The sequence below is a fragment of the Shewanella sp. SM68 genome, assembly GCF_025653925.1.
Lineage (GTDB): Bacteria > Pseudomonadota > Gammaproteobacteria > Enterobacterales > Shewanellaceae > Shewanella > Shewanella oncorhynchi.
In genome coordinates this window covers 42,115-54,315 of sequence record NZ_JAKKRU010000002.1, presented here as the reverse complement: position 1 = coordinate 54,315, position 12,201 = coordinate 42,115, and the positions used below count along the sequence as shown (strand labels likewise).

Here is a 12,201-nt window from a genome sequence, read left to right as displayed (position 1 = left end):
GACTTGGGGTTTGAGTGCTAAAATGCCGCGTTTTTAGCTGGTATGGTCAGTTCAGTCGGCGCTTTGCGCGGCTGTCATCGACGAAATAACGATATTGAGTGTCATGAGCGAAATAAAATTAATAGTTGGTCTGGCTAATCCAGGTGCTGAATATGCACACACTCGCCATAATGCGGGGGCTTGGTACGTTCTTGAGTTAGCGAGAATTTGCGGCGTGACTTTAGTGGCTGACAGTAAGTATTTTGGCTTGACTGCCAGAGCCGTATTGCACGGTAAAGATGTCCGCTTATTGATCCCGACGACTTATATGAATTTAAGCGGTAAAGCGGTTGGCGCTTTGGCGAATTTTTTTCGTATCACGCCGGAAGAGATTCTGGTCGCTCACGATGAACTCGATCTGCCGCCCGGTGTGGCTAAGTTTAAGCTCGGTGGCGGTCATGGCGGCCACAATGGTCTGAAAGATATTATTGCTAAACTGGCTAACGATAAAAACTTCTACCGTTTACGCTTAGGTATCGGTCATCCCGGTGATAAAAATCAAGTGAGTGGTTACGTACTGGGAAAAGCACCTGCTAAAGAGCAAGAGCTTATCGAGGCGGCGATAGATGAAGCCGTGCGTTCTACCGAAATTTTGTTTAAACAAGACATGGTGAAAGCCATGAACAGATTACACTCCTTTAAAGCGGAGTAGGTTTTGCCTTTGGCGAGACTCAGTGTCAAGTGATTCAAGTGATTTAATTATTCAGTAATGTGCTGCCATAGGGCAGGACGACTAAACCTCGCTGATGAGTGTGACTTGTCAGCCAATAATCGAGAGAAAGGTAAGCATATGGGTTTTAAATGCGGCATTGTTGGTCTTCCTAACGTAGGTAAATCAACGCTTTTTAATGCGTTAACTAAGGCTGGCATCGAAGCGGCTAACTTCCCGTTTTGTACCATTGAACCTAACACTGGTGTTGTACCTGTGCCGGATCCACGTCTGGATGCGTTAGCTGCGATTGTGAATCCACAACGTGTGTTACCTACCACCATGGAATTCGTGGATATTGCGGGTCTTGTGGCTGGCGCATCTAAAGGTGAAGGCTTAGGTAACAAGTTCCTCGCTAACATCCGTGAAACCGATGCGATTGGTCATGTCGTACGTTGTTTTGATGATGACAACATTGTTCACGTTGCTAACAAGGTTGATCCAGCTGGCGATATTGAAGTCATCAACACTGAATTAGCGTTAGCTGACTTAGACAGTTTAGAGCGTGCGGTTCAGCGTCAGCAGAAACGTGCTAAAGGTGGCGATAAAGACGCTAAGTTTGAAGTGGAAGTATTAGAAAAAATGCGCCCCATTTTAGACGAAGCTAAAATGTTGCGTTCAATGGATTTATCGAAAGAAGAGCTGGAAGCGGTGGCTTACCTGAACTTCTTAACCTTAAAACCGACCATGTATATTGCTAACGTTGCGGAAGATGGTTTTGAAAATAACCCGCACTTAGATGCCGTTCGCGCCATTGCTGCCACTGAAAACGCTATCGTTGTTGCCGTATGTGCGGCGATTGAATCTGAACTGGCCGAGATGGAAATCGAGGAGCGCGATGAGTTTATGGCGGATCTGGGTATCGAAGAACCAGGTTTAGATCGTGTGATCCGCGCAGGTTATGAATTACTGAATCTGCAAACCTATTTCACCGCAGGCGTGAAAGAAGTGCGTGCTTGGACTGTGCCAGTGGGTGCGAGTGCTCCGCAAGCGGCGGGCGTTATCCATACCGATTTTGAACGCGGTTTTATCCGTGCCCAAGTGATGGCATTTGATGACTTTATTGCCCACAAAGGTGAAGCTGGCGCGAAAGAAGCCGGTAAGTTACGCGTGGAAGGTAAAACCTATATTGTTAAAGATGGCGATGTGATGCATTTCCTGTTTAACGTATAGCAAAGCTTATTCACGCTGTAAGTCTCGATAAATTAAGCTAAGTATGAGCAACAAGGTGTTATTTAGCACATCTGTTGCTCAGTTTGGTGAAGTAATAGCCGAACAGCTTAACCTAAGGGAAATAGCGAAAAAAAGCTGTTGACCTAGATACCTCGAATAAGCATAATACGCCCCGTTCCTCGCTGAGAGGGGCGCGTAATATCGATGTGGCAATGTAGCTCAGCTGGTTAGAGCACAGCACTCATAATGCTGGGGTCGCAGGTTCAAGTCCCGCCATTGCTACCATTTTATTTAAGATAAATTTCTTATATAAAATGAATCACGATTTACTCTAGCATTGATTGCTAGCATCTCTTCACGATGTAAACATGAAGCTGTGCGGGAATGGTGAAATTGGTAGACACGCCAGATTTAGGTTCTGGTGCCGCAAGGTGTGAGAGTTCAAGTCTCTCTTCCCGTACCATTTTTTAGATATATGAATTTAGAAACATCGGCGATAGCGGATGTTTGAAACAGAGTTAGTTGGGGTATCGCCAAGTGGTAAGGCACCGGGTTTTGATCTCGGCATTCCAAGGTTCGAATCCTTGTACCCCAGCCATTTTTCTCAGTTTCCAAGTTGATTGGGGTATCGCCAAGTGGTAAGGCACCGGGTTTTGATCTCGGCATTCCAAGGTTCGAATCCTTGTACCCCAGCCATTGGCAATGTAGCTCAGCTGGTTAGAGCACAGCACTCATAATGCTGGGGTCGCAGGTTCAAGTCCCGCCATTGCTACCATATTTAGCTCTGTTAAAGTGATTTTTCAGAGAAAAATCCAAAACTGTTGAATAGACAATTTTGGTACATTTTGATGCGGGAATGGTGAAATTGGTAGACACGCCAGATTTAGGTTCTGGTGCCGCGAGGTGTGAGAGTTCAAGTCTCTCTTCCCGTACCATCAAAATGCAATCTTCTATAGAAGATTAAACAAGTTTATTGGGGTATCGCCAAGTGGTAAGGCACCGGGTTTTGATCTCGGCATCCCAAGGTTCGAATCCTTGTACCCCAGCCAAAAAGTTAAAAAGCCTGTCTTCGGACAGGCTTTTTGCTTTTTAACTTTTAACTAATTTCAGCTTAGCGCTATTTTGCTTTGAGTTTCCCTTCAATTAGCCCGTCCAGCCTTTCCCTTGTTTCTATAATTCCCGTTGGTTGTGGCAATTCAGCTATTTTCAAAGTTAATCCACAGTGCCATTTGAGCTGACACTGTGGTGATCCGTTTTATTGCTTTTTGACTTCAGGAGCAACGGGTGGCGATTTTATTTCTGCTGGAGCCGCTGGAACGGCGACTTTTGCAGCTGCTTCAATGATAGTGATTGGCATTGCAGCATTCTTAATGACGGCATTCTCTGTGACCGCACTATCAATAACGGCACCTTGAGCCGCTTTAACATCACCTGTTGCAACGGCTTTGACTGCATCAGGTATTGCTAACTGTTGCTGTACTTGATTTGCCCCCGCTTCTAAGGCTTTTTGTTGTAACTTCTGTGGATCGGTATAGTCGGCTAATTCCTTCGGCCAACTAGGGACCCGTTTTTCTGCCTGATTACTGAATTGCTCAGAAATCACTAAGGGTGCACCGCCTTTCATCAGCATGACTGCCATTTGGTTGGTGTCTGAGTTCCAAACTAGACCCGCTTTTTCGGCCATTTCGGGGACAGGGGTGTAAGTCGACACTAAGTAGATGAGTGGACCTTCCTGTTGGATCTTGTCGGCCGTTTTGAGCAGGGATAGGGTGGTATCGTAATTTTTACCCAGCAATTCCTGCATACGGTTTTTGATGAGCGGTTGTTCGAATAATCCGACATCGTTCGGATCTAAACCGACAAGGGGTTTAAGCAGGGCCCACATGAGCTGGCCTTGAGGTGACATTAATAATAGTGGTGCAACGCAGGCGTTGAGCATTAATGCGAGCCACACAATATGCAGGCAGCGCATTTTTTTGAGCAGAGATGTACTCAAGATGATATTTCCTTGGAAGTACCAGCAAGTCGCCGGCGGCGGATTGTAGCTGATTGGCATAAGGTAAACGAGAGGGTGGCAAAGTAAATTTTAAGCAAAAAAATTAACCCAAATGTTGGATTTTATCCTTATGAATTTGAAAGGTATTTACAGGTGATACAATAAATTATTTGCTGCTAATTTAATCGAAGGTAATGGTTTTTGAGTGCTAAAAACAGATTTACCCCTAAGTGCTTTATTTTTAGCACTTATTTTTCTTCTTACTTTTTAATTTCTTTTTCAGTATTGAATATGTAAAGTTTGTAAACTTTGTTCTGTTTGATAATCGATCTCATTTAATCTCGGCGCATTAAATTAGTTTAATGCAGCTCATTTCTATCTTTAGCTGCATAGGGAAAGCAGACTCTGGAGGTATTTCTCTTTGGTTTGTTTTTGAGAGTGCATCATTGAAATTAAGAGTCAGTAAGTCATCTTTGTCCTTTGCCCGCATTATTCATGTTTATGTGTCTATGGCTTTATTGTTGCTGATGCTGTTTTTTGCGGTGACAGGTATAACGTTAAATCATCCTAATTGGTTTTCTCAAGCTGATCAGGAACCTAAGCGGGAACAAGTGCCAATCCCAGCCTATTTGTTACCCGTTAATGCCCAAGACTCACAATGGCGTCTGGCTGCGGGTCATTGGTTGAAAAGTGAATGGGCTATGGATATGGCGAGTGCCGATATCGATGAAGATGAAATTAGTTTAGTCAGTAAAGGGCCCGGCACTTACCGCAGCCTGACATTGGACTTGCTCGACGGGCAAGCCTATGTCGAAACCTTAGATTACGGTGTCGTTGCCGTAGTGAATGATTTGCATAAGGGCCGTAACACAGGCACAGCTTGGGCTTGGATACTCGATCTCAGCGCTGTGCTTATCATTTTATTTTCGCTCACTGGGGCTTATTTGTTGCTGCCTCAAACCAAGCGCCTCAAAAAGTCATTGTTATACATGGTACTCGTCAGCAGTAGTTGCGGGCTTGTGTATGTTTATTTTGTTCCATAAGGAGTGTAGGCCGAGTATGCGTCATCTTATTCGCACCATTGCGGTGAGTGCTTTGTTTGTCAGTTCTGTGGCGTTTGCGACGCCTAAAATGACAGTCGATTTAACCTTGCCTGAAATTACCGAAGGGCAATATCACAGACCTTATGTGGCCGTATGGGTTGAGGATGCCAAGGGGCAAACGGTTAAAACCTTAAGCCTTTGGGTATGGGATGAAGGCCATAAATGGCTGAAAGATATCCGTCGTTGGTGGCGTAAAGCCGGACGCGAAGATATGAGCTTTGTTGACGGTATTGCATCTGCGACACGTCCCGCTGGTCATTACAAAATCGATTGGGATTTAAAAGATGAGGCGGGAAAAGTGCTTGAACCTGCCACTTACACTGTATTTATTGAAGTGGTGCGTGAACACGGTGGTCGTGATCTTGTACGACAAAATATCGATTTAGCTGCAGGAGATTTCTCTGTGCAGTTGCCCGCCACGACAGAAACTGGCGTTATCGACATACGCTTAAGCGGCATGGCTCGTTGAGTCAATCCATTAAATATTTAGCCCGTATATTAATTTTTAAACTTAAGGAAAAGGCATGAAATTACGTCTTATTGCATTACTTGGCACACTTTGTATTAGCCCATTGGCAAGTAGCCACGACAGATGGATTTTACCTAGCCACTTCAACGTTTCGGCTGAAAGTGAAGAAATTGTGTGGATTACCTCAGATGTGTCTGCCAGCAATCAAGTGTTTATGATGGATAAACCTTTTAGTGCCAGTGATGTGCGTGTGTTACAACCAAATGGAAAACCAACGTCTCCAAGCTCAAGTTATACGGGCGGACGTAAGTCGGTGTTTGATGTGCAACTGATGCAAGATGGCACTTATAAGTTTGAAAAAGAAGTTTCACCTCGTTATTTTTCTCAATATAAAGTTAAAGGAAAAGAAGGGGTTGTACGCAGCCGTATGGATAAAAAAGCCACAACTGCTGCTATGCCAAAGGGAGCCTATGAACTTGAAAGTTCTTTAAATGTGTCGCGGGTTGAAACCTATGTCACACGTAATAAGCCAACTGAGGAAGTGTTAAAGCCTAAGGGGGAATATTTAGAACTAGTGCCTGTGACTCATCCTGCTGATATTGTTGAGAACGAAGCTGCTACCCTGCAATTTGTTTTCGATGGTAAGCCCGTTGAAGGCGTTAAAGTCGCCATTATGAAAGACGGTAGCTTATATCGTAACAAACCAGAGGAAATCGAATTTACCTCAGATAAAGACGGTAAAGTTTCAATGATCTTACCTTCAGCAGGACGTTATCTCTTACATGCGGCAATTGAGCGCCCTAATGCAGATAAATCCCTTGCTGATAAAACGGTTAGCGAAATCTTTTTGACCTTTGAGGCTGGGCTTGAATAAGTGAGTTAACCTCTAATTTGAGGTTTTTGCTTTGAGTCCTAATGCCCACGGTCTAAATGGCGAGTGGGCATTTTTGTATTCATTTCGTACTAAAACGTGTGCGAAATTTCCTTAGGTATACAGATTTGAATTTGATTACTGGTAACTCTGCTTAAGGTTGGGTAAGCTGCGTCAATGCATTGTTCTTGGTGCATCAAAAGCGCATAACGATTAGAATAGCGCAATTCCACCCTCATTTGACTGTGTTGACCTTAGCGTTGGCACGGGTTGCTTTTGTTTTAAAGGAGACGAAAGAAGTTATGACTAAGGTTCCTATGACAGTTGTCGGTGCAGAGCAGCTGCGTAAAGAGTTAGATATTCTCAAGTTTGACCGTCGCCCTAAAATCACTGAAGCAATTGCTTCAGCGAGAGAGTTAGGCGACTTGAAAGAAAACGCGGAATACCATGCGGCTCGTGAGGAACAAGGTATTTGTGAAGCACGTATCCGTGATATTGAGGGTAAGTTATCTAACGCGCAAATTATCGACGTCACTAAGATGGTGAATAACGGTCGTATCATTTTTGGCGCCACTGTGACTATTTTAAATCTTGATACCGATGTCGAAGTGACTTATCGCATAGTCGGCGATGACGAAGCGAATATTAAAGAAAACCTGATTTCAGTGAATTCACCAATAGCTCGTGGCTTAGTCGGCAAAAATGAAGGTGATGAAGTGTCTATTACTACGCCAGGTGGTATGACAGATTACGAAATCATCTCAGTACAGTATTTATAATCTGCTTATAATACTTTGCTTATAGTGTCGTGAGCGTGACTCATGCGATATCGCTAAAACCGTCCTAGGGCGGTTTTTTGTTATACGCGAATTAAGTTTGTTTACGGCTTGAGTTTAGGGCTTTAGCCAAGGATATCGATCGCGCTTCAGCGTTGAATTCGGGGTAAGATGGACAAAGTTTAATTTGTCTCTTTGTAGGTTTTTACCTAAGCTGCCATCCTAGCAAAATCAACATTGGCGAAATGTGTATGTTGTTTTTTTGCGCGAGTTTCACTTTATGGACCCACAGTTAAGCATCAAAAGCGAACAGTGAATAGGTTCATCTTTAGTTTGATAATGTTTTATAAGAGGGCACGCTTTGGTCAAACATTGGCGTACAGGATTGATGTTAGTTTGCGTGGCGATCATGTTGATTGCGCACTCGGCTAGTTATGCGCCAAAACCCTCAGTACAGCGCAGTGATGCAGCTCGCCATTATGCTCAGATGCATACTGTGAGTCTTGATAGCTCTACTCCCCATGCAAAGCGAAGCGCTGAGCCTCAAAGCTTACCCGATGCCGATATTATCGCCCAAGACAATGCACAGCTCAATGCCCAATTTAATGCACAGTCTGATGCGCAAACCGTTGAAAGCTGCGGCTCACCGAATAGTCATGATACCGATCTAGTCAATTCAGAATTAGAATCACAGCCAGCACCTTGTCCGAGCTCTGACTATGTAAGTCATTCTGATGACTTAGATTTTGCCCCGATAAATTCGCCGCGATTTATCAGTCTTGCCCAGCACGATGTGCGTGAGGTCAAGCCAGTATATGTACTCGCTGTAGATTTTACTGCCGAACCGACATCCAATGTCGTTGAACCCACCGATCTTGATATCACATCAGATTGGACGCTTTCTGCTGTTTCTTCCCCCGCCCGAATTTCGGGTTGGAAAGTCTCAAATCTTCAATATCGATTTAGCCAACAAGCCGCTTAACTCGCCTATTTAGGCATGACGTTGATAGGAGCCTACTCTTATCGATTTTTCATGCTGTTGCCTTTTTGTACTCACCGAAACTTTTTATAGCTGCTTAAGTAAGCAGTGATGATTTGAGCCTTACGAGCTTAGCCGCTGGTACTCAATTACGTGTTTCGGACTGATATCAATATGTTCGCTTAGCGATTTGATTCAAATGCTGAGCGTTAAATAGCGAGTTAATCCCATGGAAAGAAAACCCAATCAACGGCTGCTAAATCACTATTCAGCTTGGAAATACTTAGTGCTTATCGTCACTATTATCGTGATGCTATTCAGTGCCTTGCCGACATTTTACGGTGAGGATGCTGCGGTGCAGGTGGGCGCGAAGGCGGGTTTAACGCTCACACCTATTGCCCTTCGAGATAAGCTGCAAGCTGAAGGCGTGACGGTCAAACGTATCGACCAAAAAAATGGTGAAACCTTAATTGTCCTCGATGCGGATAACCAACAAACCTTAGTCAAAACTTTAGTCTCTTCTATGGTTGCAGAGCCAAAAGAATTGACTTTATCCCTTGCCAGTGCGGCGCCAAGTTGGTTACAAAACTTAGGCTTTCAGCCGATTAAACTCGGGCTCGACTTGCGCGGTGGCGTACAGTTCTTACTCGATGTTGATATTGATCCTGTTTATCAAACTCAGGCCGAGACGCTTGTTGATTCGCTACGTCAATTCATCCGTGAACAGAAAATTCGTGGTGCTAGCGTGCATTTGGACCAAAGTCATCAGTTAAACATGACGTTGCCCGATAATGATGCTCGTGCTGCCGTGCGTCAAATGATGAAAGAGTCCTATCCTCATTGGCAGCTATCCAATGCAGATGGCGCGGGTTTACTGATTAAGTTGAGCCAAGAAGAGCAAACGAAACTGCGTAATTTGACTGTGCAGCAAAACTTACAAGTGATGCGCAGCCGTATTGAAGAACTCGGTATCACTGAAGCTTTAGTGCAGCGTCAAGGGGAGCATCGAATTCGGATTGAATTGCCTGGAGTACAAGATCCTGCCGCCGCTAAAAACGTTATCGGTGCTACGGCGAGTCTGGCCTTTTTCGAGGTTAAAGAATCTGGCTCCGTTAATGCTATGGTACTCAATGACAAGTCTGGTAAGCCTATTTATGTGAGCCGCACACCAGTACTGGGTGGCGATCATATTGTCGATGCGAGGGCGAGTTTAGGCGAGATGGGCATGGCGGAGGTGAACATTAACCTTGACCGTGTGGGCGGGCAGAAAATGTCTGAGTTTTCCCGTACCAATATCGGCAAACCTATGGCGACGTCTTACAGCGAATACAGCCGTGATGAGCAAGGTAAGGCAAAGCAAACACAAGAGATTATCAGTGTTGCGACGATTCAATCCCAACTTGGAGATCGTTTTCGTATTACGGGTGCAGGCTCCTATCAAGAAGCACAACAATTAGCCCTGTTACTGCGAGCGGGCTCTATGACGGCGCCAGTGACTATTGTTGAAGAGCGCACTATTGGCCCGACGCTGGGTGCTGAAAACATTGAAAACGGTTTTGCGGCCCTTGGTTTAGGGATGGGGATTACCTTGCTGTTTATGGCGCTTTGGTATCGCCGTCTCGGCTGGGTGGCGAATATAGCGCTGATCTCCAATATGGTGATCCTGTTTGGTTTACTGGCGCTTATCCCTGGCGCTGTGTTGACCTTACCTGGGATTGCGGGTTTGGTGTTAACAGTCGGTATGGCGGTTGATACCAACGTACTGATTTTCGAGCGAATAAAAGACAAGTTAAAGGAAGGTCGCAGTTTTGCGCTGGCAATTGATACGGGGTTTGATAGCGCGTTTTCTACTATTTTTGACGCCAACTTCACCACTATGATCACTGCAGTGGTGCTTTACTCCATAGGTAATGGTCCAATTCAAGGTTTTGCCTTGACCTTAGGTCTAGGTCTGTTGACCAGCATGTTTACCGGTATCTTTGCTTCAAGGGCCTTGATCAACTTAGTTTATGGACGTGATGCTAGCCGTCATGTAAAGGTATAACCATGAAAAATATCAATCTAACTAAATGGCGTTATGTTTCGAGTGCTATCTCAATTTTGTTGATGCTAGTGTCATTAACCATAATAGGCGTGAAAGGTTTTAACTGGGGCTTAGATTTTACTGGCGGTGTCGTCACCGAAGTGCAGATCGATAGAAAAATTACCAGCAGTGAATTGCAACCTTTACTTAATGCCGCTTATCAGCAAGAGGTGAGTGTAGTCTCCGCCAGTGAGCCGGGACGTTGGGTGTTGCGCTATTCCGATATAAAGAGTGCCGATACAGAGCAAGGTAATATCGATATTCAGCAGGTATTAGCGCCGCTTAACTCTGAAGTGCAAGTGCTTAACAGCAGTGTTGTCGGGCCGCAGATTGGTCAAGAATTGGCAGAGCAGGGCGGTTTAGCGCTGTTAGTCGCTATGCTGGCGATATTAGGTTATTTAAGTTATCGCTTCGAATGGCGACTCGCATCGGGTGCCCTATTCGCGTTAGTGCATGACGTAGTGTTCGTGCTGGCATTTTTCGCCTTGACTCAGATGGAGTTTAATTTAACGATACTTGCGGCTGTACTGGCGATTTTAGGTTATTCCTTAAATGATTCGATCATTATCGCTGACCGCATTCGTGAATTATTGATTGCTAAGCCAAAGCTTGCGATTCAAGACATTAACAACCAAGCAATTGTGGCGACGTTTTCTCGCACTATGGTGACATCAGGGACAACCTTAATGACGGTCGGTGCGCTGTGGATCATGGGCGGTGGACCGCTGGAAGGATTTTCGATAGCAATGTTTATCGGTATATTAACCGGCACATTCTCTTCGATTTCAGTTGGTACCTCATTGCCTGAGCTATTAGGCTTAACGCCTGAGCATTATAAGGAACAAGTGATTTCTGAAACACCTTAGGGCTATGCCAATCGCTTAAATTAACAGCGAAAACAAAAAGGCCACTCGATTGAATGGCCTTTTTGTTAACACGATAAAATCAAGAAAAATTACTTTGCCTTTGGCAAAGCAATTTTCATTTCTGGTGATTGACGATAAATCACCAGAATATGACCAATAAGTTGCACTTTTGCGGATTGAGTTTCACGTACTATGGCATCAACGATGGCATTTTTTAGCTCTCTGTCGGCAGAGGCTACTTTCACTTTAATCAGTTCATGATAAGCGAGTGCGCTTTCAATTTCAGCGAGTACACCTTCAGTCAATCCATTGGCACCAAGCAGCACCACTGGCTTTAGCGGATGCGCTAGACCTTTTAAATGCTGTTTTTGTTTGGTTGTTAAGTTCATTTCTACCAACTTTTGCTGAGTTACTGTTGAAAAACGGCTATTCTACCCTTATATAGCCTTTGTGTAACTCTCAATTGTTGCGGATTTTAAATGTCAGGTATAAAACGTACGGCCAGTTCTAATCGCTGGATGCTAGAACACTTTGATGATCACTATGTCAAACTCGCCCAAAAAATGGGCTTGCGATCTCGCGCTGCGTTTAAGCTTGAGGAGATCCAGCAAAAGGATCAACTAATTCGCCCAGGCATGACTGTGGTTGATCTCGGCGCTGCTCCGGGAGGTTGGTCTCAAGTGGCAGTTAAATTAGCGGGAGATAGAGGTAAAGTCATCGCCTGTGACATTTTGCCTATGGATCCCATCGTCGGCGTCGATTTTTTGCAAGGGGATTTTCGTGAAGATAAAGTCCTTCAAGCATTACTTACTCGCGTCGGTGATGCTAAAGTTGACGTTGTGTTGTCTGATATGGCACCCAACATGAGTGGTTCAGATAGTGTTGATCAGCCCCGTGCCATGTATTTAGTGGAATTGGCGTTAGATATGTGCCATCAAGTATTGGCTCCTAATGGCTGTTTTGCGGTAAAAGTCTTTCAGGGGGAGGGCTTTGACGAATACATGAAAGCGGTAAAAGCAGTGTTTAAAGTCGTTAAAACACGTAAACCAGACTCTTCACGGGCTCGTTCCCGCGAAGTCTATCTTGTGGCGACTGGGTACAAGTTGTAGTAACCTAGCGTTAATAATCGCAAGACTT

At 44.6% G+C, this 12,201-nt stretch carries 12 protein-coding genes and 7 tRNA genes; 17 read left to right on the top strand and 2 right to left on the bottom strand.

The window, feature by feature from the left end; translation table 11 throughout:
* The first annotated feature begins 103 nt into the window (after positions 1-103).
* The 9 genes from pth (at position 104) to L5M40_RS03315 (ending at position 2,970) form a co-directional block, all read left to right on the top strand.
* Positions 104-691, top strand: coding sequence for an aminoacyl-tRNA hydrolase (gene pth, locus L5M40_RS03355; protein WP_028761467.1), 588 nt, complete (start codon positions 104-106; stop codon positions 689-691).
* A 138-nt stretch (positions 692-829) separates the two neighbouring features.
* A complete protein-coding gene (gene ychF / locus L5M40_RS03350; protein WP_028761466.1) occupies positions 830-1,921 on the top strand; it encodes a redox-regulated ATPase YchF in 1,092 nt (363 codons plus the stop codon).
* Between the two features lie 208 nt (positions 1,922-2,129).
* A tRNA-Met gene (locus tag L5M40_RS03345) sits at positions 2,130-2,206 on the top strand.
* 93 nt (positions 2,207-2,299) lie between these two features.
* Positions 2,300-2,384: transfer RNA gene (locus tag L5M40_RS03340), tRNA-Leu, on the top strand.
* A gap of 60 nt (positions 2,385-2,444) precedes the next feature.
* Positions 2,445-2,519, top strand: a tRNA-Gln gene (locus L5M40_RS03335).
* Positions 2,520-2,542: 23 nt separating this feature from the next.
* Positions 2,543-2,617: transfer RNA gene (locus L5M40_RS03330), tRNA-Gln, on the top strand.
* Between the two features lie 2 nt (positions 2,618-2,619).
* A tRNA-Met gene (locus tag L5M40_RS03325) sits at positions 2,620-2,696 on the top strand.
* A gap of 75 nt (positions 2,697-2,771) precedes the next feature.
* Positions 2,772-2,856 (top strand) — tRNA-Leu (locus tag L5M40_RS03320).
* 39 nt (positions 2,857-2,895) lie between these two features.
* Positions 2,896-2,970 (top strand) — tRNA-Gln (locus L5M40_RS03315).
* A 206-nt stretch (positions 2,971-3,176) separates the two neighbouring features.
* Here the strand turns inward: L5M40_RS03315 and L5M40_RS03310 are convergent.
* Positions 3,177-3,893, bottom strand: coding sequence for a hypothetical protein (locus L5M40_RS03310; protein WP_263256397.1), 717 nt, complete (start codon positions 3,891-3,893; stop codon positions 3,177-3,179).
* A 470-nt stretch (positions 3,894-4,363) separates the two neighbouring features.
* On the opposite strand from L5M40_RS03310, the gene L5M40_RS03305 reads away from it, so the two are divergent.
* The 7 genes from L5M40_RS03305 (at position 4,364) to secF (ending at position 11,064) form a co-directional block, all read left to right on the top strand.
* On the top strand, positions 4,364-4,960 hold the full coding sequence (locus L5M40_RS03305) for a PepSY-associated TM helix domain-containing protein (protein ID WP_212599331.1): 597 nt from the start codon (positions 4,364-4,366) through the stop codon (positions 4,958-4,960).
* A gap of 16 nt (positions 4,961-4,976) precedes the next feature.
* A complete protein-coding gene (locus L5M40_RS03300; protein ID WP_105251693.1) occupies positions 4,977-5,489 on the top strand; it encodes a DUF2271 domain-containing protein in 513 nt (170 codons plus the stop codon).
* A gap of 55 nt (positions 5,490-5,544) precedes the next feature.
* Positions 5,545-6,363, top strand: coding sequence for a DUF4198 domain-containing protein (locus L5M40_RS03295; RefSeq protein WP_263178958.1), 819 nt, complete (start codon positions 5,545-5,547; stop codon positions 6,361-6,363).
* 299 nt (positions 6,364-6,662) lie between these two features.
* Positions 6,663-7,139, top strand: coding sequence for a transcription elongation factor GreA (greA, locus tag L5M40_RS03290; RefSeq protein WP_028761461.1), 477 nt, complete (start codon positions 6,663-6,665; stop codon positions 7,137-7,139).
* Between the two features lie 385 nt (positions 7,140-7,524).
* Positions 7,525-8,118 (top strand): hypothetical protein, encoded by a 594-nt coding sequence (locus L5M40_RS03285; protein ID WP_263256395.1) that lies wholly within the window; start codon positions 7,525-7,527, stop codon positions 8,116-8,118.
* Positions 8,119-8,344: 226 nt separating this feature from the next.
* Positions 8,345-10,159 (top strand): protein translocase subunit SecD, encoded by a 1,815-nt coding sequence (gene secD / locus L5M40_RS03280; protein WP_168822808.1) that lies wholly within the window; start codon positions 8,345-8,347, stop codon positions 10,157-10,159.
* 2 nt (positions 10,160-10,161) lie between these two features.
* Positions 10,162-11,064 (top strand): protein translocase subunit SecF, encoded by a 903-nt coding sequence (gene secF / locus L5M40_RS03275; RefSeq protein ID WP_028761458.1) that lies wholly within the window; start codon positions 10,162-10,164, stop codon positions 11,062-11,064.
* A gap of 89 nt (positions 11,065-11,153) precedes the next feature.
* On the opposite strand, the gene yhbY is transcribed toward secF, so the two are convergent.
* Positions 11,154-11,453 (bottom strand): ribosome assembly RNA-binding protein YhbY, encoded by a 300-nt coding sequence (gene yhbY, locus L5M40_RS03270; RefSeq protein ID WP_006082725.1) that lies wholly within the window; start codon positions 11,451-11,453, stop codon positions 11,154-11,156.
* Positions 11,454-11,543: 90 nt separating this feature from the next.
* On the opposite strand from yhbY, the gene rlmE reads away from it, so the two are divergent.
* Positions 11,544-12,173 carry a 23S rRNA (uridine(2552)-2'-O)-methyltransferase RlmE gene (rlmE, locus tag L5M40_RS03265; RefSeq protein ID WP_006082724.1) on the top strand — a complete coding sequence of 210 codons (630 nt, stop codon included), beginning with the start codon at positions 11,544-11,546 and terminating at the stop codon, positions 12,171-12,173.
* Positions 12,174-12,201: the final 28 nt, after the last annotated feature.